Genomic DNA, 23,779 nt, shown 5'->3' with positions numbered 1-23,779 from the left:
TATTACTTAGGAAGAAAACAATTTAATAGATAAGATGATGAGTATTGTCCAAAGGACAGTATCATATATACTCACTATAGGTTGATTATTCTTTTTAGGCATATTAAGTGTGTTATTAGCTATTAAATTTAATTTTTCTATCAATTGAAAAAATGAGTGTATTGTTTTAATAGGATAAAAGTTTTGAATTTTGTCCTTATATTCTATTTTATTTTTCTTTTGACGTTTAATCCATGATTCAAATACTTGCCACATATTGATTTCTGGATATATTTTTCTACATGTCCCTTCTAATAGAATCATAGTTTTTTGTAGTAATAATAATTGAATTTGTACTTGCATATCAAAGTGCTCAGTGATTTGTAGCAATTGAGTTAATAATGTAGCAAAAGAAATATTTTTTATTGGTTGTCCTACAATTGGTTCACCTATTGCTCTACAAGCTGTGACAAAATGTTTGTATTGTGATGATACATAACCAGCTTTAAAGTGTACTTTTGCAATATAATTATAATCTCGATTCAAAAATCCTTTTAGGATTTCTATCACATAGTAACATGTTGCACGATCTATTCTTCCCATAATGCCACAATCTAATGCAATAATATTATTCTGATTATCAATCATTAAATTTCCTGGATGCAGATCAGCATGAAAAAAACAATCTCTATACACTTGATTACAAAATGCTTCAATCAAATTAATAGCTATACGTTTATGATTATTTAGCTTTTTTACTTCATATATTGGTATTGCATCTATCCATTCTGAGGTTAGGACTTTTTTGGACGTTCTAGTCCAATCTACTGCAGGTAAATAAAATGCTCTGTCATTTTTTGTATTTTCCTTTAGTTCAGAAGAATGCGCTGCTTCAAAACGGAGATCTAACTCTAGATGACAAATATTAGCAAACATTTTTACTAATTCTACTGGTTTGAATCTATTAGAATGATTGATAAATTTTTCTATAAATGATGCAATCCAAAAAAGCATTTTTATATCTCTTAAAAATACTTTTTCAATATTTGGTCTTAAAATTTTTACAGCAACATCTTTACCTTCTAGAGTAATTGCTCTATGTACTTGAGAGATTGATGCTGCTGCAATTGGATGTTCTGAAAAACTGATAAATATATTATTTAATTTGCAGCGAAATTCACTTTCTATAGTATTAATTGCTATCTTACTTGAAAATGATGGTAATCTATCGCATATCAGAAGTAAATGATTCGTAACATCCTCACTTAGAATATCAGTACGAGATGATAACGCTTGTCCAAATTTAATAAATACTGGACCTAATTTTTCAAGAGCACACTTTAATTGATCACCTTTCAGTATACTAAATGATACTTGTGTAGAATAGAATAACAGATAAAAAAAGACATTATATCGAATCAGTACTACAATAATATGTAGAATGCGTAGAATATTACGAATCATGCTGTGATATAACTGCTAAAGATCTCATTGAGAGTATTCTTATGCATCAATACATCAGGTTTACCTTCATAGTAGATTGTTTTATTGATACATAGAAGATAATTAGTATATGGAAGAACTGCATTTAAATCATGAGAAGTCATTAGAATTGATACAAATTTCTTTTTTGTGATTTTACTAATAATGTCATAAAATTTAGCGCGTGCGTTAATATCCATTGCACTGACAGGTTCATCTAGAATAATTAAATCAGGCTCTGCAATTAAACATCGTGCCAGCATCATTAACTGTGTCTGTCCAGCAGAAATTTCTGAAACTTGGTGATGTAAAATATGATTCAAACCAACTAATGATATGATATCTGAAATCACATATTCATGTTGTTTTAACTTTTTAGAAAAACTGTTTAAAAGGAAATATTCAACTGTAATTGGCATGAGATTATTAATCTTAAAATTTTGAGGCATATAACCAAATTTGATATTCTTAGCAAAGAACACTTTACCAGTATAACTTGTATTAAGGCCTGCCACTGCTTTTACTAAAGAGGTTTTTCCTCCTCCATTTGGCCCGAGAATTGTAACTATATTACCCTTATATAAAGAGATATTAATATCACTGAGAACTGCTATATTATTATATGTAAGACTTAGATGTTCTACTTTTAGAATACATTGATTGACAAAAGAAGAGTTTTGAACATAATTTAATTTTTCTTCAGTATTGTTGTCATGAGACATATACTATCTACTGTTCTATTTATTTTACCAATACTATACTGCAATATTCTTTTTGGATCAACTTTAAAAGTTGTCACTACAATTAAACCAATTCATTCTCTTGTATCATCTGTAACAGATGGTATTTTAACACCAGACTTACTTTTTTATCATTCTTCTCTACAGAACTATATATTAAAACCATCTGATGCAAGGTATTTAGCAGCAAGCGATGTAATATTTTATATTGATGATCACTTAGAAACATTTGTTAGTACTTTTGCTAAGACAAATAAAAAAATAGTAGAATTATCACATACTGTAAATCTTCTACCTAATCGTAAATATTTTTTATCTCAATTAATCTCTACTATGGATTCAGAAAAAGATTTAAATTTTTGGTTGAATCCAGAAAATGCAAAAAACATGATATACTGTATCAGTGCAACACTATCTGAGTTAGATAGTGAGAATGCCTATAAATATCATGCTAATGCATTAAAGATGATCAAAAAAATAGATCAAGAAGCACAAAAGATTATGTCTGAACTAGAGAGTGTGATGCATCAAAAATATATAGTGACTAATGATACTTATCAGTATTTTGAACAGTATTTTAGATTAAATAGCCCAAGTGCTATCCTTGATATAGATGAAGATGCTTATTTAGGTGTCAAGAGCATTATCAAAATCAAAAGGTTAATGACACAAGAAAATATAAAATGTATTTTTTCTAATTCATGGGATATGAGCAATAATATTAAACCTAAAATTTTATCTCAAGATGCCAAAATAGTCATTCTTGACTCTATGGGATTCAATGTAGCTCCTGGAAAAGATGCATATCTTGCAATCATGAATGGAATAGCACGAGAGTTTAGATCTTGTTTTGTTGATTCTCTAACTCAATGTCGTGAATAATATTATCTTGCAGAATTGTTTTTTCTATTCCTATATTCATATATTTGATCTTTATAGTTTTATTCTTAAGTTCTTCATCTCCAAAAATTAATGCAATATTCGCATGTCTTTGATGTGCATTTTGCATTCTCCTTTTCAGAGATAATCTATATTCATATATGATATATAGACCATGTCTACGTAGAATATCCGCAAGGATCATAGCATATTTCTCAGCTTCTAGACCAATTGGTACTAAATAAATTATAGATTGTATTTGTTCTGTATTGAGATGTTCGTTTTTTACTAATTCCATAATCCTCTCTATTCCTCCTGCATATCCAAGTGCAGGAGTATATTTACCTCCCATAGTAGTAACTAAATCATCATATCTTCCACCTGCAAGTACAGTGCCTTGTGCGCCTAGAGATTGAGTTACAAATTCGAATACTGTGTGACAATAATAATCCAGACCGCGTACTAGCTTGTTATTTATAATATAAGGTATATTAAGCTTGTGTAATCCATCTAATACTTGCTCAAAAAAATAAGAGGATTGTGTTGTGTAGTACTCACTAATCTTAGGTGCTTCTGAGACAATCAATTGATCTTTTTCATGTTTAGAATCTAATATTCTCAAAGGATTTACTCTGAATCTTTTATAACTCTCTTCTGAGAAATCATGTTGATATTTTGTAAGATATAATATTAATGCCTGTCTATAATTAATCATTGTTGTAATATCACCTAGAGAATTAATCTCTAGTTGTACATGAGAACTAATACCATATTGCGTTAATAAATGATGAGCACATGAAATCAATTCAACATCAGCTTGTGGCTCTGCTATACCAAATACTTCAAAATTTATTTGATGAAATTGCCTTTGTCTTCCGTATTGTGGCCTTTCATATCGAAAGATTGGTCCTGTAGAAAATAATTTAATAGGTTTTTTGAGATTATTTTCAATTAATAACCTGACCACTGCTGCAGTGAACTCAGGACGTAAGGTCAAACTCTTACCTTTTTTATCATATAAGATATACATTTCCTTAGATATAATATCAGAAGTTTTACCAAGAGTTTTTGTAAAGATTTCTGTATACTCAAATACTGGAGTTTGTACAGGTAAAAAGCCATATAATTGAGATAGTTGACTTGCTATTTTTTCAATGTATTTAAACTGATAGTACTGATCAAATAATATGTCTTTTGTACCTCTGACTTTTCTGTAATCACTCATGCTATAGATTCGATACCTACAATTTCTGGTATATGATATTGTAACATATTCTGTATTCCTTGTTTAAGAGTAATAGAAGACTGAGGACATCCAGAACAAGCACCTTGTAATTCAACATATACTATTCCACTTTTATATCCTCTGAATTTAATATCACCTCCATCTTGGGTAACTGATGGTTTAATATAATTATCCATTAAGTCTTGTATTTTATTGACTATTTCTATATCTTGTTTATCAAAAAATTTTTCATCTAATTCTTGATAAACATTTATCGTTTTACTATCTAATACTGTACCACCAGCAGTAAAATGATCTACAATTGTAGTTAAAATATCTACTTTTATTATATCCCAATCATTGTTGTCTTCTTTTGTTATTGCAATAAAATCATGATTAAAAAGCACTCGTGCCACATATTTTATTTTAAAAAGCTTATAAGCTAACTTAGAGTGTTGTACTTGTTCTATATTGAGAAAATATACAGTGATGCCTTCATCAAGAATGTTAAAACCAGGGAGAAATTTTAGTGTATTTGGATTTGGAGTGTCTTCAATGCGGATAAACATATCGTTACCATAAATAATTATTATTCATTATAAAATAATATAATATACATATCATGAATCTTTTTGCATGTCTTTTCAATGTTATTAAGTAACACTTTTAATAGTAAAAGAATTAAAAATATCCATATAAATTATCTCTATCTCATGAAAACGAAGATTAAGATATTCAAATTAGGGATATCAATACAGTCTAATAAATTATTAGCAGTTACAAGATATCAAGACTTATTATTTTTTAATAAAATACCTGTTGTCATAATTAAGGTGTTTTTTTCATTTGAATTCTTAAGAAATCATTGTTACACTATAATTGCAGTAGGATTGATGATAATTGTATACATCTTGATATAGAGTACATACTTATGAATACAGATCACAGTAAAAATACTACAAAAGGATCACAGGGTATATTAGGATGGATAGACTATCGATTACCTATTATATCTTTTTGTCAACATATTGCTCAATATCAAGTACCAAAGAACTTAAACTATGCGTGGAACTTTGGTTCCTTAGCAGGAATTTCTCTAATTTTACAACTCACAACAGGTATCTTTCTTGCTATGCATTATACTCCTCATATTGATCATGCGTTCAATAGTGTAGAACATATAATGCGTGATGTTTATTATGGATGGTTAATACGCTATTTACACTCTGTTGGAGCATCACTTTTTTTTATGGTAGTATATTTTCATATTATGAGAGGTCTGTATTACGGTTCCTATAAAAAACCTCGAGAACTAGTATGGTTTATTGGTATCATGATATTTTTTGCAATGATGGCAACTGCATTTATGGGTTATGTTCTACCTTGGGGACAAATGAGTTTTTGGGGGGCAACAGTGATCACAAATCTATTTTCAGCAATACCTTTCATTGGAGATAAAATTGTCATATGGTTATTAGGCGGTTTTTCTGTTGGTAATGCAACATTAAATCGTTTTTTTGCCCTTCATTATCTTTTACCTTTCTTGATGATATTCTTAGCAATATTACACATGATTGCTCTTCATAGATTTGGTTCTAGTAATCCTACTGGTATTGAAGTACAATCAGAACGCGATACTGTGCCATTCTATCCTTACTATCTAACAAAAGATTGTGTGACCTTTGGATTATTTTTGATAGTATTATTTACATTTGTTTTCTATGCTCCTAATTATCTTGGTCATCCAGATAATTATATAGCAGCTGATTCAATGATTACACCTATACATATAGTTCCAGAATGGTATTTTTTACCTTTTTATGCTATTTTACGATCCATTCCATATAAACTTTTTGGTGTAATTGCTATGTTTGCATCGATTTTTATCTGGTTTTTCTTGCCTTGGCTTGATACGTCACAAGTAAAAAGTGGTACTTACCGTAAGATATTTAAAATTTTTTTTTGGCTGTTTATAACCAATTTTTTATTTCTCATGTGGCTAGGAGGTCAGGAAGTAACAGAACCTTATATCTCTATGAGTAGGTTCTCTACATTTTATTACTTTATATATTTTATAGTAATATTACCTCTTCTAGGCAAATATGAACATCCGCAAAAACTCTCAGGGACTATTAGTAATATAGTCATAGGTGAAGAAAATTAAGAAAAAAATATGCCTATGAAAAACTTCTTGATTATTTTATGCTTAAGTATTTCGTTATGCTATATCAGCTCTGATGTTCATTCAGAAGAATATCAACTGTTACATAATAAACAAATAGATTGGTCATTTAATGGTATGACTGGGTTTTTTAATAGAAAATCGATTCGTCGTGGATTTCAGGTATATCAGGAAGTATGTGCTACATGTCATTCAATGAATAAGATTGCATTTCGCAATTTAGAAGACATTGGATTTTCTGCAGAAGAGATCAAAAAGCTTGCATACACCTATCAAGTCAAAGATGGACCAAATGATATTGGAGAGATGTTTGAAAGACCTGGAATGCCTACGGATTATTTTCTGCCACCTTTTGAATCACAAGAATCTGCAGCATTCAATAATAATGGTGTGATTCCACCTGATCTTTCATTAATTATTAAGGCCAGACATGATGGTGCAAATTATATATTTTCATTGCTTACTGGATATATCAATGATGAACAAGATGAAAATGGCTTATATTTCAATGCTTATTTTCCAACAGCTAGATTGGCTATGGCTCCTCCATTATATGATGGAATAATAGAATATCATCCTGGTAAAAAAAAGCCTACAGTAGAAAATATGGCATATGATGTAGTAAATTTTTTACAATGGGCAGCAGAACCAGAATTGGAGCTTAGACATAAACTTGGGTTTAAAGTATTAAGTTATTGTATCATTTTAACCCTATTGTTTTTTATCACAAATTATAAGATATGGAATAAATTATATCAAAAATAAAGAAAAGCAATAAATTACAAAAATACTCTTATTACTGATCAATATACATTATTATGCATATGAGAGTATAACATAAAATAAAAAGTTCAATGATTGAAGTAGTAGGTATCTTGATGTTAATCAGTAACGAATATATACAAGCAATTTTATTTCAAATTATAGTATCTATATTTTCTTCTAGATGATGGATAATTTTTTTATAAAAAAATCCAATATTAGAGGTATATTAGGTATAGATTTACATATTGCTGATGCATATAAATTAGGCAATAAGTTTGGTCAAAATATATCTACTGTTTGTGTTGGATATGATAGCAGAATAGAATCTCCAGCTATGGAAAAGGAATTAATTAGAGGTCTTTCCTTTTCAGGCGCCAATATTATCAGAATTGGTTTGTGTTCTTCACCTATGTTATATTCTGCAACTTATATTACAAAGGCATGTATAGGCATTATGATTACTGGATCACATAATACAAGAGGATATAATGGATTTAAATTCTTTAGTAATAACCATGCATTCTCAATGCAAGAGATATATAAGATTCTAAACAGACCAATAAAAAAATGCATCACACTAGGTAGTATAATTAATATGAATATATATAGTGAGTATATTCGTATATTAAATCGTGCATTAACACATAATACGACACAAAAGCTTAAAATAGCATGGGATTGTGGAAATAGTCCAATCAGTGCTATAATAAGTAATCTACACTATATCTTACCTGATAATACTAATATTATCACTAACAATGATATTGATGGTACATTTCCATTACATGCACCAAATCCAATAAAAAACAATCTTTCTCAATTACTTAAGATAGTCAAGACACATAAATGCGATTTAGGAATAGCATTAGATGGTGATAGTGATCGACTATGTATTATTGATAATAAGGCTAATATCGTTTCTAACAATCATTTATTTCTATTATTCGCATGTGAAATACTTGAATTACATCCAGGCAGTACAGTAATAGCAAATACAAAAATGAGTATGAAGATACACGATTTTATCTCCTCATTACAAGGAAAAGTGATTACATGTACTAATAATCATACAATAATACGTCAAAAAATGATTAATAAAGAAGCTAAGTTTGCAGGTACATTAAAAGGACACTTTTTTTTTTCTGAACTAAATTATGATGATGGATTATATGCTGCTATAAAAGTTATTAATATTCTTATAAAAAAGCAAATGAGTCTTTCTCACTTAATTGCATTGTTGCAAAAATGATATACTAATGTTCTTGATAGTCGGAAAAATAATCTTATTAAAAAATGTCTTTAGTAATCTTAATCTTGAAAATCTATAATTAATAATACAATTATGCGTCATGTGATATCTAATACTAGATAATTCTAGGCACTATTAAAATTCATTCCTTATATGATTCTGTATATATATAAGACTGAATAGATTTTGCTATATATTACATTAATCATTTATTTTTAAAGAGGAAATAAAAGCTTGTTTTGGTATCTTAATATTTCCTATAGAATGTAACTTTTTTTTACCTTTTTTTTGCTTGTCCAGTAGTTTCATTCTTCGTGTTACATCTCCACCATATAGTTTAGATGTCACATCTTTTCTATATGGATTAATCGTTTCTCGTGCAATCACTTTACTACCTAATGATGCTTGAATTGCAATTTTATATTGTTGACGAGGTATTAAGACTGTTAAACGTATACAGATTTCACGTGCTCTTTTATAGGCTCTACTTTTGTGTATAAGACAGACTAGTGGATCTAAAGATTGACCATTAATTAAAAAGCTTAATTTGACTATTTCACTTGCTTGATAACCTAATATTTCCCAATCAAAGCTTGCATATCCCTGAGAAAGTGATTTTAATCGATCATAGAAATCAAAAATAACTTCAGACAATGGTAAATGATATTTACATAATATCACTGTTGTATGAGATTCATAAGATAAGTCCTGTTGCCTACCTCTTCTTTCTTCACATAAAGATAAAATTGCTCCTAAATATTGTTCAGGTACTATGATAGTAGCAAGAATCCATGGTTCTTCTACTATTTTAATCTTTGCTACATCTGGCATATCATGTGGATTATGAATATTTAATACTGTATCATCTTGTAATATGATTTTGTATATTACACTAGGTGCTGTTGCTATAATATCTAAATCAAATTCTCGTTCTAATCTTTCTTGAATTACCTCTAGATGTAGCATACCACAAAAACCACAACGAAATCCATAACCCAATGCATTTGAAGTTTCAGAGTCAAAAGTAAAACTTGCATCATTTAAATGTAATTTTTCTAGTGCCTCTCTTAGATATTTAATTTTATCATGTGTATTAGAAAAAATACTACAAAATACTACAGGTCGTATTTCTTGAAATCCTGGTAATCTATTACTACAAGGTCTTTGTGCTTCAGTAATAGTTTCTCCTATTCTACAGTCTTTTACTTCCTTAATTGCAGCAATAATAAATCCTACTTCACCTACTGTCAGTGAATTTTGTATTACTTTTTTAGGTGTGAAGATGCCTATATTATCTACTTGATATGTAGCATGATTAGACATCATAACAATTGTCATACCTTTTTTGAGTATTCCATTCTTAATCCTCACCAAAATTACTACTCCTATATAAGAGTCGTACCAACTATCAATGACAAGTGCTTGTAATGGAGCATGAGCATCACCTTGTGGTGGATGTACTCTTCTTATGATTGCTTCAAGTACATTTTTGATTCCTAATCCAGTTTTAGCTGATATTAAAAGTGCTGCACTAGTATCAAGTCCAATGAGTTCCTTAATCTGTTGTTTTACTTTATTGGGCTCTGCAGAAGGTAAATCTATTTTATTAAGAATGATTATTATTTCATGATTATGATCAAGTGCTTTATATACATTTGCAAGAGTTTGCGCTTCTATACCTTGACTACTATCTATTACTAAAAGAGACCCTTCACATGCTGCTAAGCTACGACTTACTTCATATGAAAAGTCAGCATGACCTGGAGTATCTATCAGATTTAAGCAATATTGTTTACCACTATCACACGTGTAATTTAACTTCACTGTTTGTGCTTTAATTGTGATACCTCTTTCACGTTCTATGTCCATAGTATCAAGCATTTGATTGATCATTTCTTCTTCTCTTAGGTCATTACATTCCTGAATTAAACGATCTGCAAGAGTTGATTTACCATGATCTATATGGGCTATTATTGCAAAATTTCTTATGTTATTCATTATCAATTACTGATTTTCATTGCTCTATTTAATATATTGTATACATTGTAGTATTGATAGAGTAATTATATTACCTATAAAAAAGATAATTGTTATGATTATGTTAATGTAGAAGTTACTTCTATAGAATAATAAAGGATTTTATCTATCAAATCATTTGCATGACCATTACTATATTTTTATCAAGAAAGAGTATGTATATTACTGAAATCAAGTATCTTGTATTATATTTGATTACATGAAATTAGTTTCATGTAATCTATGCTCTCTAAAATTTCTTTATGAGATTGTTTGATATCAATAATTTGTAATGATACAATATATTATAACATATTTACAAATCCAGGTACTCTAGAGAAGGTTGCATCAGATGTAATACATTTCTATTCTTATGAGAATTTTTCAACAACTTGATGAATTAAAAAATTTCCAAGACTCTCTCCAGATAATCTATTTGCATATTTGATATTGAAGCCAATATGGCAGTATTTACACTGCTAGGATAATTTGATAATAATGATTCATTTAAAAAAGTCTGCATCCTATCTGCAATTTTATCTACTAGTGCAATCTCTACAAAGAGATAAGAATCTCATTATTTGTTTGATAATGAAAAAAATGTGCAATATATTCGATCAGAATCTGATCTATTGTTTTAAATCACTACACGCAGTCATTTGATGTATTACTTCATATTTTTATCAGTTTTTCTAATAATAACGAAGATGAACTCCAAGTAATCTCATGTAGATCAGTAAATCTAAATCTAGCTCATGATATATTATTCAATGCACTTTCCAGCAAGACTTAACAAATACAATATGTTTTTATCCTGAATATATACCATAACGCATATTAATCATGCATTTTAGTCATTATGGTAAGATATACATTATTTAAATATTTTAGTACGAGTTGCTTCAAGTACTTTTACTAAATTTATGTAAATGGAAAATGAAGATAGGAATTTTTATTCATCTTAACATTCTTGTATTTTTTTATGTCTTTGTTGTTGATCGATATTAAATTGTTCTATAAGATATACAGGTCTTGTTCTTTTTCCTCATTCTGATATATTTAAGTATAAATTACTATAAGAAACAATATTGTAGTAATTTATACTTCATTGAAATTGATACATTCATGCATTTTTATAATTACAGTTTCAATATCTCGACTATTACTTAAGTATAGAATGATATTCTCAATCCATAATCTAATATTATTCGCTATATCATCCATCATTTTACAAAAAACTTCACCACTCCTTAAGTTGCGTTATCACTATATCATTTTTATTTATCATATATATATGATGCATATTATTAATGTGGATAATAACATTATTATTCTGACTAGAAGTAGCAGTAGAGTAATAGTAATGGAGGAAATATTAGAAAATCAATAAGACAAATAGTCACATTCAATTTAAGCTCATGCTGTTATCATTACTTGGTACTCTTACTTGAAGAATTTAATAGTGTGAGAAAATATTTTCTCTATTAGATGATCTACACATTCAATTATTTGAGCATTTGGAAACTGATTAATACACCATGTATATTGTCTCTTTGCATACTGTCTGATATTCCGTTGCATCACTTCTATTGCTTGTTCTAAAGACATATTCTTATTTAAGAATTGTATAATTTCCGGAACTCCATGCGCTCTCATCACTGGCATATATGGATCTAAATTCATATCAAGAAGATTTTTTACTTCATCAATTGCACCATTCTCAATCATAGTCAGAACACGCATATTGATTTTTTCATATATATATTTGCGTTTAGGGAGTATAGTATATACTTTAAAATTATAAGATAAGGGAGGAAAGATATGATTGTGCCATTCAAAAATGGATTTTCCAGTATCAAGCATCACTTCAAGTGCTCTTGCAAGACGCACAACATCATTCATGAATATTTTATCTTGAATCCTAGGATCCTGATTTAGTACTAACTGATAAAATGATTCAGCACTTAAATCTTTGAGTAATTTCTGAACCTCTTGTCTCGTACTCAAATTGATTTGAGGTATTAATGAAATTCCTTGAATTAAACTTTTAACATATAATCCACTTCCTCCAGTGATGATAGGAATATAAGATTGATGTAATGCATTTAGAATTTCTTTTTTTGCATCTTCTAGCCATAATCCTACAGAATATTGTTCTTGTGAGTTAACATATCCATATAGTTTATAGGATTTTTCTTGGACATGGGGTTGATCAGTAATTATAGGAATATCTTTATATATCTGTTTTGAATCACAATTTATTATCATAAGATTATTGTATCTATGTATTAATTGATTACATAATTCTGATTTACCGGAGGCTGTGATACCTGTAATCACTATTATATTATCTTGCATATATTCAGGACATGAACAGTGATCAATTGCATAAAAATAAAATTAAATAATCTTAATTTATATAGAAATTTCAAAATTTTTATAATATAACGTCAATTATTATTTAGTATGATATGGAATATTTCAATATATGATATCTCAAATAGTACAGTCATTACATAATGATTTATTAGTCTGTTTCCCAACAGAGACAGTATATGCACTCTCATGTCATGCATATAGCAACACAGCTATAGCAAAAATATATCAAATTAAAAATCGGGTTCGCGACAAAAAATTATCCATATTTGTGCACGACATTCATCATTTACAAAAAATAGCAAATATAAAAGAAGAATATATGCATTATATAAATTATTTTTCTCCAGGTCCAGTCACTTATATCGTACCTCTAAAAAACAATCAATTATTCTCAAAAGAGTTTTTTCAAGACAATATAGGCATCAGAATTCCTAATCATCCTGTGGCACGTCTCATATTGCAACATATTAACTCTCCAATAGTAGCAACTAGTATCAATATGTCAGGCACAGCAAGTGTATATACAGCCAATACTATTCCCAAATGTATTAAACAATATCTTTCTATAGTGATTGAAGATGATAGATTAGTCTCTGGTATAGATTCTACTATTATTGATTTAACAGGATCAGAAATTAAGATTGTCAGGCAAGGTGCTATTTCCTTACAAGATATAAGAGATGCGCACTTATACTCAAGGTATAAAGATGCATAAAATTGTAGGCCATCATCACGCAAAAAAAAAATTAATTAATCATCTATCTTTACAGTCGTGGTTAATACGTGGTAAAAAAGGGATAGGAAAGGCAACTCTTGTGGAAGCTTTTTCTACTTGGTTTCTTATCAAACATTCTAGATTTATTTCACAATTATCTGAAAATGCACTTTTTATGCATCAAGAAGTCACAGATATTAATATAATGCAAAAATATAATAAAAAAGAAGAAAGTTTATTAAATCATATATCTGCTGAAATAGCAATAGATTTACACGTCATTCAAGGTACTACGATAGGTGTAGATAAAATCAGAAATATGAGAAAATTTTTATATTTTCGATCAATACAATCAGAATATAAAATAGCAATTATAGATAGCCTAGAGGCAATGACTGAGAATGCCAAAAATGCAATATTAAAAATACTAGAAGAACCTCCACAATATTCTAAAATCTTTATTATTAGTCATAAAATATGTGATATATATACTGCGATACATTGTAGATGTTTTCATTTAAATTTATTGCCATTAACTGATAATGAAACGAGAATCATTGTATCATCTTACTGTAATTTTGATGATAAAATATTTAATCAAATGATCACAATTTTTCCTGGTATGCCAGGTGTTATCATAAAAATTCTTAATAATAATACTTATGAAATATATAAAGATTTTTATCACTTATTACACAATATTAATAATGCAGATATTATGACACAAATCATCAATAGTGATATTGAGTTAGAATTAGCATCATATATAATACAGCGACACATTTTATCCAATATTAAAAGCAGTACACAAAATTCTGTTCTACTATTACATCACTGGAAGAAAATAGAGAGACTCTTTACCATAGCACAAAGATATCATCTAGATAAAAAACATGTATTAGCAAATGTAGTAAATATTATGACATCATAATAATTCTTTACTTAATAAATATTCTCTACAAATAGATTGTATACTTAGTATCTATGTATATTACATAATGTACATAGAATTAAACACTAATTGATAATTAACAAAAATTACTAAAGTGCATATTGCAGTAATAACTGGAGGTATTACAAGAAAAATAGATAACTTGTTATGTTGTACATATGGTGTAGATATACTACAGAAAAACATATTATAAATTATTGGCAAAAAATACATACTATTCAGTATAGTGCTTATGATCATTACTAGAGCAAAAAATATACATAGAATAATATTATTGGAGTCAAAAACAGATTGTAGCATGAAAAATTTACTCCAAAAAGTTGGTGCAGGAGGAATGCCTATCATAGATAATGCACCTATAGTAAATGCTATCATATTGACTGGCATAGCGCGCCCTATCCCATGCATCTTATCTATATATTTTTCTCCCGTATTGATAAAAATATTTCCTGTTACAAAAAACAAAGTTATCTTTGCAAAAGCGTGAGATACTAACTGAAAAACTGCTATTTTTATATTCTTGTCATCAAAAATTGATGCAAATAATATTATATATGATAATTGAGAGATAGTAGAGTAAGCGAGCATTTTTTTTAGTTCTCTTTGCTTGAGTGCAATCAATGAGGCAATAATAACAGTAATACCTGAAAAATATGAAAGCCATCCTCCAATAAACCAATTGTGCTGCATAAAGCATTTCATATTATATACACCAAATATATAAACAATAATCTTGATGATGATAATAATTCCAGATTTAACAACAGCCACAGCATGTAATAATGCACTTACAGGCATAGGAGCGACCATTGCTTTTAATAACCAAAGATGCATAGGCATTATTGTAGTTTTACCTATTCCATATATTAACATTAAAAATAATACTGATACAAAAGTTATGATTGTAGGATCATATGTTATAATGCTATTGCTTGTAAAATCTAAGGTATGATATTTATTATAAATTAATCCTATTGCAGGTAAAAAGAATACTAGAGATCCAAAAAACAGTATTCTTAAGTAATAACGCCCTGCAATAATTGATTCATTTGTTAAGTGATATGTCACTAAAGGATATGTACTAATAGTCAGTATTTCATAAAAAATAAATGTAGTAAGTAAATCACCTGAAAAGGCAATTAATATTGTACAGCTGATTGCTATTAAAAAAAGACATAGAAAATTCGCATTATACTGATAATTATATTGCATGTAAGATACAGTATATATACTGGTTAATATCCATAAGAATGATACTAATAAACTAAATGTGATTCCTATGAATTCTAACTTAAAGCTTATATGCAGATTGCTACCAAAATCCATCAATATAAATTGAGAATGATTACTATTCAACCAGAATAGCGTAGTAATACATATATATATAAACATTAGTATAGATGATAATATAGTGATTCTATTGCCCATAGAAGAGCATTTACTAGTTCCTAAGATAAGTAATGCACTTACAATAGGAATAATAGGGGTAATCAGTAAGTAATCTCCAACAGAAAAAAGAGATGAGAGAGTTAAGACTACAAAAGAATGCCATGATGTCATCTATCTTTCTATATCAATATATTCTCAATTATATTTATATCATATAAAACTGCCATATTTTGTATAAATTTATCTTACTATCATAACATATATGTATAATTAATATTGCTATTAAATTTTTAGATCTAAAAATTAATTATATTACTTTGTATTGAATGTTATCACTATATTAATAAATTACTAAAATGGTCATAAAAATATAGGGGTAGTATGTACTATCATTATAGAGATCAGTGATAATACTAATATTTCATTTCATGAAGATTGTATATCTAAAATATTATTACTCACTTAATAAAATATAGTCAATACAAGTTATCAAAATACCATGCATTTATATTCATAATATTTATATCTTAATCATATCAATATAAATCTTATGAATCTCTATAGCTATCATTCTTAATAAGAATAATGACTTTTTATGTTTTTGTAATAATTAAATCACTTGACTTACTAGTCTGTATTATTGCATAACATGGAATAGTAGGGAAGCTTATGATAGTAACATCTTAAACTCTTCTCTAAAGATACTTAATGGTATACTTCAATTAAAATTTTCGGAGCACTATGACAATAATACATCATGATGATATTTTAGAAAAAGGAAGAATGTCTGAACATAATCAACAACATATTTCGAATGAAGACCCTGTAGAAAATATAAGAACATTAGATCTAAGTTATTTAAAGGGCAAAACAGCAGAAGAATTGCTAATACTTGCTGAAGAAAAACAGATCTCTACTCATGGTAAACATAATATTAGAATGCTGAAGCAAGATATGATATTTCACTTAATGAAAAAAATCAGCGAAGAGGGAGGTCTCACTACAGGTAGTGGAGTATTAGAAATATTACCTGATGGATTTGGCTTTTTACGTTCATCAAATGCAAATTATGCTCCCAGTACCGATGATGTATATGTATCCAATGGACAAATCAAAAAGTTTAATTTACGTACAGGAGATATAGTATGTGGAGAAATAAGACCACCTGGAGATAAAGAAAGATATTTTACTTTGATTAAAGTACAGAATATAAATGCTACCGAAGTACATGATTTAAGAAAGTATATTCATTTTGATAATTTACTTCCTTTATACCCAGAAGGGAGCTTGACGCTTGAAAATAATAGCACATTAGACAGTAAAAAAGATATAAATATGCGTGCTATTGATATAGTAGCACCACTTGGAAAAGGACAAAGAGCATTAATAGTAGCGCCACCACGTACAGGTAAAACAATATTGTTACAGCAGATGGCGCATTCTATAGCTGTCAATCATCCTGAAATAATACTGATAGTATTATTAATAGATGAAAGACCTGAGGAAATGACAGATATGATGCGTTCTGTCAGAGGAGAGGTTGTTAGTTCTACGTTTGATGAACCTGCATATCGCCATATACAACTCGCAGAAATTGTAATAGAAAAAGCTAAGAGAATGGTTGAACACAAAAAAGATGTGGTCATTTTACTTGATTCTATTACGCGTCTTGCTAGAGCATATAATACAGTGATTCCTTCATCTGGTAAAGTGCTGACTGGTGGAGTAGATTCAAATGCATTACAAAGACCAAAACGTTTTTTTGGAGCTGCTCGTAATATAGAAAATGGAGGCTCTTTGACTATCATTGCTACTGCTCTTGTAGATACTGGTTCAAAAATGGATGAAGTGATTTTTGAAGAATTTAAAGGGACTGGTAATTCTGAGATTATTCTTGATAGAAAGTTATCAGATAAAAGAATATTCCCAGCTATTGATATTACAAAATCTGGTACTAGAAAAGAAGAGCTACTCATTGATAAGGCTATCCTAAATAAAATATGGGTATTGCGTAGGATATTACACCCCATGGGGTCTATTGATGCTATGGAGTTCTTACGGGATAAGTTACTTTTAACAAAGAATAATGCTGATTTCTTTCATTCTATGAATAATTAAACAAATACAAAGATACAATTGAAATATATTTATCATGATGATTATATCATATGTAATAAATGATTTATATCAATATTGATATTGAAGAATTACGTATACGAGAATGCAGATATATTATATTATACAAAACACTTTAAAAATAATATAATAATGAAAGCTAATGACATTAGAGATAAATTCATCAAGTTTTTTATCAATTACAATCATGAACATATTCCTGATTCTTCTTTAGTTCCAGAACATGATCCTACGCTCATGTTTACAAATTCTGGTATGGTACAATTTAAAAATATTTTTACTGGTCGTCAAAATTCTACAATACAACGCGCTGTTTCACATCAAAGATGTCTTAGAGTAGGAGGTAAACATAATGATCTTGAAAATGTTGGATATACATCTAGACATCATACATTTTTTGAAATGTTAGGCAATTTTAGCTTTGGTAATTATTTCAAAGAAACTGCAATAGAATTAGCATGGACATTTCTTACTAAGGAACTTGCCATTGATAAAAATAGCTTATCTATCACAGTCTATCATACTGATGATGAAACATATAATATTTGGCATAAAGTTAGTGGTTTATCACATAATAAAATTATTAGAATTGTAACAGATGATAATTTTTGGAGCATGGGTAAAACTGGACCATGTGGTCCATCTTCTGAAATTTTTTATCATTATCCACAGCATGATATACAAGGCAATCACAATATCGTAGAGATATGGAATCTAGTATTTATGGAATTTTATAAAGATTTAAAAGGTACTTTATATCCATTACCAAAAAAATGCATTGATACAGGAATGGGGCTTGAAAGAATATCTGCTGTTATGCAAAATGTATATGATAACTATCATACTGATATATTTTCAGATTTAATATATAAATCACAAGAATATTGCGGTAATCTACATAACACAATAGCACATAAAATTATCGCAGATCATGTACGTGCATCTGCATTTCTTATTATGGATGGTATCACTCCTGGCAATGAAGGAAGAAAATATGTATTACGTAGATTAATTAGAAGAGCAGCACGTTATATTCATCAACTTGGATATAATGATCCATTACTTTATCGTATTTTTCCATCATTAATAGATCAACATAGTTCTTCTTATATGGGAAATGTATATCCTAATTTAATAAGAGCAAAAAGTATCATAGAGACAACTCTAAAATTAGAGGAAGAGCATTTTAAAGAAACTCTAATGCAAGGAATCAATCTCTTAGATTCGTATACTAAAAATCTCAATACATATGACACTTTACAAGGAGAATTAGCATTTAAACTATACGATACTTATGGTTTTCCTTTAGATATTACACTTGACATTTTAAAAGAAAAAAAAATTCACTTTGATCAAAAAGGTTTTGATTATGCAATGACAAAACAAAAAGAGAGAGCTAGGAATTCATGGTTAGGATCAGGTGAGTGCATTATTGATCAATTATGGCTTAATTTAATAGAAACACTGCAATCTACACAGTTCGTAGGTTATCAATTATATGCAATACAAGATGCACAAGTACTAGCTATTATTTCTTCTCACAATAAAATTGTTCTCTCTGCACAAGAGGGAGAAAGAATTACAATCATTCTTAATAAAACACCATTTTACTGTGCTTCAGGAGGACAAATAGGAGATTCAGGTTGGATGATGATGAGCTCTCGACTTCCCTATATGGATACAGAGATCTCTCAAGAGAGGATGAAAAAAAATATTATTTTTGTTGAAGATACTAATAGTATAGGTTCTCTTTACTTGCATAAATGCATAGTAAAATTAGGAAGCATTCATCAATATGATATAGTACAAGCTGAGATTGATTTAGAGAGAAGAAACAATCTCAGTAGAAATCATTCAGCTACTCATCTATTACATTTTGCACTAAGAAAAACTTTAGGTTGTCATGTAACACAAAAAGGCTCTTTAATTATACCAGAGAAGTTACGATTTGACTTTTTATGTCATGATCAAATGACACAGAAACAATTATTTGTAATAGAAGATATGGTGAATGCTTTAATAAGTACAAATCTTGCTGTGAGCACAAAAGTACAACATATACAGCAAGCATTAAACGAAGATGTTATAGCTCTCTTTGGTGAAAAATATTCTGATAATGTAAGAGTAGTACATATAGGAGATTCAAGAGAATTATGCGCAGGTACTCATGTAAAATATACTGGTGAAATTGGTTTATTTAAAATCATAAAAGAAAGTTCTGTAGGATTTGGAGTGAGAAGAATTGAAGCCATAACTGGCCAAGCATCAATGACTTATATACGTAATAATGAAAATCAATTAAAAAAAGTTGCAGAGGCTTTAAGAGTGCCAGTAAGTGAGATCATAAGTAGAATTAGTGTTTTACATAGAGAAATAAAAACCTCCATCTCTCAGAGAGATTTATTATATAAAAAGCTTATTACTTTAGAAAATATCAGCAACATCCAAATAAATGGAATATATCTCATGAGACATGATTTTATCGATATTCCATGTTCTATTATTAGAGAATTCACTATACAACAATACAAGCATAATACAGTCATGATTTTTACAGCACAAGAAAATCATAAAACTAATCTTTTTGTCAAGATAAGTCAAGATCTTACCACATATGCTAATGCACAAAAAATAATGTCAGTAGCAACCGGTAAGAAATGCAATGGGAATGCTGCATTTGCTCAAACAAGCTGTCATAGTGATGTTACTAGTAGTATTGTTACTGCTATTTATAATAGCATTTGTACTTTACATCTAATAACTCCAGCAGAGTAATGAATGATTAAAAAAAGCCCTTTCATAGAGATATGCACTAGCAATATTGATGTTTTATTAGGCATATGTACTAATATTATTAATATATAGATTCAGATTTCTATCTTTAAAGTTGAATAATTAAGCATACAACAAATATATATGATCTCTTATATACATCAATTAATTGATAACAATTGTGGTTCTATCTCTATTAGTAATTTTATGGATAATGCTTTATATCATACAGAATATGGTTATTATATGAATAAATTGTCAATTGGAAAGAGTGGAGACTTTATTACATCACCTGATATCAGTCAATTATTTGGTGAAATAATTGCAGTGTGGATCGTACTAACATGGGAAAAATTAGGTAAACCATCTCAATTTTCTCTAGTAGAGCTAGGACCAGGTAATGGAACCCTGATCTATGATATAGTCAGAGTCACTACAAAATATATCAGATTCTTTCATGCAATGTCAATTCACTTAGTAGAAATCAGTCCTACCTTACAGAAGAAACAACAAATAACATTACAAAATTTAAATATTCATTGGCATAAAAATTTAGATCAATTACCCATACAACCTACCATTTTCTTAGCAAATGAGTTTTTTGATTCTCTACCGATTGATCAATTTATATATTATAATGAAGATTGGTATGAAAATAGAGTAATAAAAAAAGATCAGAGTTTGGCACTATCACGTCAACATATACATCCTAAAAAATATACTTGTATCGATGCATATTTAAATAGCCAGTTTGATTTTTTAGATGATGCTATGCAATCATATTCTTGGAATTTCATGAATGAAAATCAATGGTATGATAAAGTACATAATCTACAGGTAGAGAGTAATATTACAAATTGGTATACCGGCGCAGTATTAGAAATATGCTGGTTAGCATTTAAAATGCTCAGAGCACTTGAAAAAAAAATATATGATTATAAGGGAGCTGCGATTATTATAGATTATGGTTATATCTATTCATCTTATAAGAATACCATACAATCAATAAAACAACATCAGTATAATAATTTTCTTGAAAATGTTGGCTCCAGTGATATTACATCATTTGTCAATTTTCAAGCACTCAAAGATTCTTTAGAATTCTTAGAATGTCATTTTTTCACTCAAAGAGAATTTTTATATTTATTTGGTATTAAGGAAAGATTACACATCTTAATGAACAATAAATCACATCATCAACAAAAACAAAAATTATTGAGTGCGTTTTTAAGATTGACTGAAAATATGGGTACTATTTTTAAAGTTATGATCATTGAAAAGTTATAAATCATACTAAATATGATATCATTACAATTCAAGAAGAAAGATGAGAGGACTCAATATATGTTAGTATAAATATTAGGGGGGCTTTTTAGAATTTATTTTCTATTGCGCATAACCTTCTTAAACACTCATCTTTACCAAGAATGACCATGATTTCAAGAATACCTGGTGCATTTATGATACCTGTAAGAGAAGCACGACATATTTGATATATATCACGTATTGTGATCTTATGATTCTCTGCTAGCACTTGAATCTGTACAGATAAAAAACTTTTATTCCAGTTCTCAGAATTGACTGCCAATAGTAATTGACTGATTAATTCTATAATCTCAAAATGAGAATGTATGATCTGCTGTGCAGCTTCACTGAGAATCAGAGGTGTATCTTGAATATAAAACTTCCCTATCTCGAGTAATTCAGTGAGATAATTGACTCTTTTTTTGAGTTCTGTGAGTCCTTGTAGAAGATATTTTTTTTTTTGATCATTGAGAATATATTGACTAAGAATCCAAGCTAGAATATCTTCATTGCACATATTATTAATATAATAATGATTAAGATATGCTAGCTTTTTAGAATTAAATCTTGCAGGTGAACGACCAATAGATTCTAAATTAAACCATGTTATTGCTTGTTGAGAGGAAATGATTTCATCATTACCATGACTCCAACTCAATCTCAGTAAATAATTAAACATAGCATGTGGCAAGATTCCCATTTTTTTATATTCACATATGCTAGTAGAGCCAGCTCTTTTAGAGAGCTTATTACCTTCTTCTCCATGAATAAGTGGTATATGTGCAAAACGTGGAATCTTAAAATCTAATGCTTGATATATTAATATTTGCTTAAAGGTGTTAGATAAATGATCAGAACCACGTATTATATCTGTTATTCCATAGTCATAATCATCAATTACTACAGCAAAAATGTATGTAGGAGTATTATCGGAACGAAGAATTACAATATCATCACTTTGTGAATTATCTATTTTCATTTGGCCATATATTTGATCATTGAACAAGATTTCATTTGATTGTGACGCTCTAAATCTTATAACAGGCTTTATTGATGATGTAGGATTAGAAGAACATATATGCTTATATATTCTATGTTCTGCTCTAGCTCGTATTTTTTGTTGTATAATATCATGATCATGACAATAACAGTAATAAGCTTTATTCATTTTTAACAAAAGGTTTGCTACTTGTATATGTCTAGCTATTCTTTGTGATTGATATATTATATCTCCATCATGATTCAATCCTAACCATGATAATCCATGTATAATATTCTCAAGGGCACTTTTTGTTGAACGTACCTTATCAGTATCTTCAATGCGTAAAAAAAATTTCCCTCCATGATGTCGTGCATATAGCCAATTAAATAATGCAGTACGAGCACCACCAATATGTAAACTGCCTGTTGGCGATGGAGCAAATCTAGTAATGATATCTAGCATTTCAATATTTTAATATAAACTATTATAATCATAGCTGAAATGCTACTTGATAATAAAGTAGAATCACTAAAAAATTATTTATTGCTAGACATATCATAATCTTAATGTACAAGTCTAAGATGAAATCAGTATGATAATACAGAGTAATAAAAAACTTCGTTATTAAGTAT

At 28.8% G+C, this 23,779-nt stretch carries 18 protein-coding genes; 9 read left to right on the top strand and 9 right to left on the bottom strand.

Annotation, left to right across the window (positions count from 1 at the left end):
- Nucleotides 1-6 precede the first annotated feature (6 nt).
- On the bottom strand, nt 7-1,443 hold the full coding sequence (gene ubiB / locus MC061_RS01800) for a 2-polyprenylphenol 6-hydroxylase (protein ID WP_259535548.1): 1,437 nt from the start codon (nt 1,441-1,443) through the stop codon (nt 7-9).
- Nucleotides 1,440-2,183 carry a metal ABC transporter ATP-binding protein gene (locus MC061_RS01795; RefSeq protein WP_259535546.1) on the bottom strand — a complete coding sequence of 248 codons (744 nt, stop codon included), beginning with the start codon at nt 2,181-2,183 and terminating at the stop codon, nt 1,440-1,442. The genes ubiB and MC061_RS01795 overlap by 4 nt, the downstream gene beginning before the upstream one ends.
- On the opposite strand from MC061_RS01795, the gene MC061_RS01790 reads away from it, so the two are divergent.
- On the top strand, nt 2,175-3,083 hold the full coding sequence (locus MC061_RS01790) for a metal ABC transporter solute-binding protein, Zn/Mn family (protein WP_259535544.1): 909 nt from the start codon (nt 2,175-2,177) through the stop codon (nt 3,081-3,083). The genes MC061_RS01795 and MC061_RS01790 overlap by 9 nt on opposite strands.
- Here the strand turns inward: MC061_RS01790 and hisS are convergent.
- Nucleotides 3,040-4,305, bottom strand: a complete 1,266-nt coding sequence (hisS, locus tag MC061_RS01785; protein ID WP_259535542.1) for a histidine--tRNA ligase — start codon at nt 4,303-4,305, stop codon at nt 3,040-3,042. The two genes, MC061_RS01790 and hisS, sit on opposite strands and share 44 nt — an antisense overlap.
- Nucleotides 4,302-4,874 (bottom strand): NifU family protein, encoded by a 573-nt coding sequence (locus MC061_RS01780; protein ID WP_259535540.1) that lies wholly within the window; start codon nt 4,872-4,874, stop codon nt 4,302-4,304. Before MC061_RS01780 ends, hisS begins: the two co-directional genes overlap by 4 nt.
- Before the next feature lie 362 nt (nt 4,875-5,236).
- Here MC061_RS01780 and MC061_RS01775 point away from each other — a divergent pair, with 362 nt between their 5' ends.
- From MC061_RS01775 to MC061_RS01765, 3 genes are all read left to right on the top strand, one after another.
- A complete protein-coding gene (locus tag MC061_RS01775; protein ID WP_259535538.1) occupies nt 5,237-6,469 on the top strand; it encodes a cytochrome b in 1,233 nt (410 codons plus the stop codon).
- A gap of 9 nt (nt 6,470-6,478) precedes the next feature.
- Nucleotides 6,479-7,252, top strand: coding sequence for a cytochrome c1 (locus MC061_RS01770; RefSeq protein WP_259535536.1), 774 nt, complete (start codon nt 6,479-6,481; stop codon nt 7,250-7,252).
- Nucleotides 7,253-7,433: 181 nt separating this feature from the next.
- Nucleotides 7,434-8,501, top strand: a complete 1,068-nt coding sequence (locus MC061_RS01765) for a phosphohexomutase domain-containing protein (RefSeq protein ID WP_259535534.1) — start codon at nt 7,434-7,436, stop codon at nt 8,499-8,501.
- 201 nt (nt 8,502-8,702) lie between these two features.
- On the opposite strand, the gene lepA is transcribed toward MC061_RS01765, so the two are convergent.
- The 3 genes from lepA to miaA all read right to left on the bottom strand — a co-directional run bounded on the left by lepA (nt 8,703) and on the right by miaA (nt 12,875).
- On the bottom strand, nt 8,703-10,499 hold the full coding sequence (gene lepA, locus MC061_RS01760) for a translation elongation factor 4 (RefSeq protein ID WP_410543430.1): 1,797 nt from the start codon (nt 10,497-10,499) through the stop codon (nt 8,703-8,705).
- A gap of 418 nt (nt 10,500-10,917) precedes the next feature.
- The gene (locus MC061_RS02655; protein ID WP_410543429.1) at nt 10,918-11,040 is read right to left on the bottom strand and encodes a hypothetical protein; all 123 of its coding nucleotides are present in this window, start codon (nt 11,038-11,040) and stop codon (nt 10,918-10,920) included.
- A 920-nt stretch (nt 11,041-11,960) separates the two neighbouring features.
- Complete coding sequence (gene miaA / locus MC061_RS01755) at nt 11,961-12,875, bottom strand: tRNA (adenosine(37)-N6)-dimethylallyltransferase MiaA (RefSeq protein WP_259535530.1); 915 nt, start codon at nt 12,873-12,875, stop codon at nt 11,961-11,963.
- A gap of 130 nt (nt 12,876-13,005) precedes the next feature.
- Here miaA and MC061_RS01750 point away from each other — a divergent pair, with 130 nt between their 5' ends.
- Nucleotides 13,006-13,611 (top strand): L-threonylcarbamoyladenylate synthase, encoded by a 606-nt coding sequence (locus tag MC061_RS01750; protein ID WP_259535527.1) that lies wholly within the window; start codon nt 13,006-13,008, stop codon nt 13,609-13,611.
- Entirely contained in the window at nt 13,604-14,542 is a 939-nt protein-coding gene (locus MC061_RS01745; protein WP_410543441.1) for a DNA polymerase III subunit delta', read from the top strand. The genes MC061_RS01750 and MC061_RS01745 overlap by 8 nt, the downstream gene beginning before the upstream one ends.
- Before the next feature lie 60 nt (nt 14,543-14,602).
- On the opposite strand, the gene MC061_RS01740 is transcribed toward MC061_RS01745, so the two are convergent.
- On the bottom strand, nt 14,603-16,123 hold the full coding sequence (locus MC061_RS01740) for a proton-conducting transporter transmembrane domain-containing protein (RefSeq protein WP_259535522.1): 1,521 nt from the start codon (nt 16,121-16,123) through the stop codon (nt 14,603-14,605).
- 570 nt (nt 16,124-16,693) lie between these two features.
- Between MC061_RS01740 and rho the strand changes: the two genes are divergently transcribed.
- The 3 genes from rho (at nt 16,694) to MC061_RS01725 (ending at nt 22,147) form a co-directional block, all read left to right on the top strand.
- A complete protein-coding gene (gene rho, locus MC061_RS01735) occupies nt 16,694-18,070 on the top strand; it encodes a transcription termination factor Rho (protein ID WP_410543428.1) in 1,377 nt (458 codons plus the stop codon).
- 150 nt (nt 18,071-18,220) lie between these two features.
- Entirely contained in the window at nt 18,221-20,863 is a 2,643-nt protein-coding gene (alaS, locus tag MC061_RS01730) for an alanine--tRNA ligase (protein ID WP_259535520.1), read from the top strand.
- A gap of 141 nt (nt 20,864-21,004) precedes the next feature.
- Complete coding sequence (locus MC061_RS01725; protein WP_259535518.1) at nt 21,005-22,147, top strand: class I SAM-dependent methyltransferase; 1,143 nt, start codon at nt 21,005-21,007, stop codon at nt 22,145-22,147.
- Between the two features lie 85 nt (nt 22,148-22,232).
- Here MC061_RS01725 and gltX read toward each other — a convergent pair whose 3' ends face one another.
- Nucleotides 22,233-23,609, bottom strand: coding sequence for a glutamate--tRNA ligase (gltX, locus tag MC061_RS01720; RefSeq protein ID WP_259535516.1), 1,377 nt, complete (start codon nt 23,607-23,609; stop codon nt 22,233-22,235).
- Nucleotides 23,610-23,779 lie beyond the last annotated feature (170 nt).

It is taken from the genome of Wolbachia endosymbiont of Howardula sp. (genome assembly GCF_025021925.1).
GTDB lineage: Bacteria > Pseudomonadota > Alphaproteobacteria > Rickettsiales > Anaplasmataceae > Wolbachia.
This window is presented reverse-complemented; position numbering and strand designations above follow the sequence as displayed.

Excerpts from the sequence above, each read along its gene's own strand:
- miaA (WP_259535530.1), bottom strand. The coding sequence starts at position 12,875 with ATGCAAGATAATATAATAGTGATTACAGGTATCACAGCCTCCGGTAAA.
- MC061_RS01765 (WP_259535534.1), top strand. The coding sequence starts at position 7,434 with ATGATGGATAATTTTTTTATAAAAAAATCCAATATTAGAGGTATATTA.
- MC061_RS02655 (WP_410543429.1), bottom strand. The coding sequence starts at position 11,040 with ATGCAGACTTTTTTAAATGAATCATTATTATCAAATTATCCTAGCAGT.
- MC061_RS01775 (WP_259535538.1), top strand. The coding sequence starts at position 5,237 with ATGAATACAGATCACAGTAAAAATACTACAAAAGGATCACAGGGTATA.
- MC061_RS01745 (WP_410543441.1), top strand. The coding sequence starts at position 13,604 with ATGCATAAAATTGTAGGCCATCATCACGCAAAAAAAAAATTAATTAAT.
- MC061_RS01790 (WP_259535544.1), top strand. The coding sequence starts at position 2,175 with ATGAGACATATACTATCTACTGTTCTATTTATTTTACCAATACTATAC.
- MC061_RS01750 (WP_259535527.1), top strand. The coding sequence starts at position 13,006 with ATGATATCTCAAATAGTACAGTCATTACATAATGATTTATTAGTCTGT.
- lepA (WP_410543430.1), bottom strand. The coding sequence starts at position 10,499 with ATGAATAACATAAGAAATTTTGCAATAATAGCCCATATAGATCATGGT.
- ubiB (WP_259535548.1), bottom strand. The coding sequence starts at position 1,443 with ATGATTCGTAATATTCTACGCATTCTACATATTATTGTAGTACTGATT.
- MC061_RS01780 (WP_259535540.1), bottom strand. The coding sequence starts at position 4,874 with ATGTTTATCCGCATTGAAGACACTCCAAATCCAAATACACTAAAATTT.
- gltX (WP_259535516.1), bottom strand. The coding sequence starts at position 23,609 with ATGCTAGATATCATTACTAGATTTGCTCCATCGCCAACAGGCAGTTTA.
- rho (WP_410543428.1), top strand. The coding sequence starts at position 16,694 with ATGACAATAATACATCATGATGATATTTTAGAAAAAGGAAGAATGTCT.
- MC061_RS01725 (WP_259535518.1), top strand. The coding sequence starts at position 21,005 with ATGATCTCTTATATACATCAATTAATTGATAACAATTGTGGTTCTATC.
- MC061_RS01795 (WP_259535546.1), bottom strand. The coding sequence starts at position 2,183 with ATGTCTCATGACAACAATACTGAAGAAAAATTAAATTATGTTCAAAAC.
- hisS (WP_259535542.1), bottom strand. The coding sequence starts at position 4,305 with ATGAGTGATTACAGAAAAGTCAGAGGTACAAAAGACATATTATTTGAT.
- MC061_RS01770 (WP_259535536.1), top strand. The coding sequence starts at position 6,479 with ATGCCTATGAAAAACTTCTTGATTATTTTATGCTTAAGTATTTCGTTA.
- MC061_RS01740 (WP_259535522.1), bottom strand. The coding sequence starts at position 16,123 with ATGACATCATGGCATTCTTTTGTAGTCTTAACTCTCTCATCTCTTTTT.
- alaS (WP_259535520.1), top strand. The coding sequence starts at position 18,221 with ATGAAAGCTAATGACATTAGAGATAAATTCATCAAGTTTTTTATCAAT.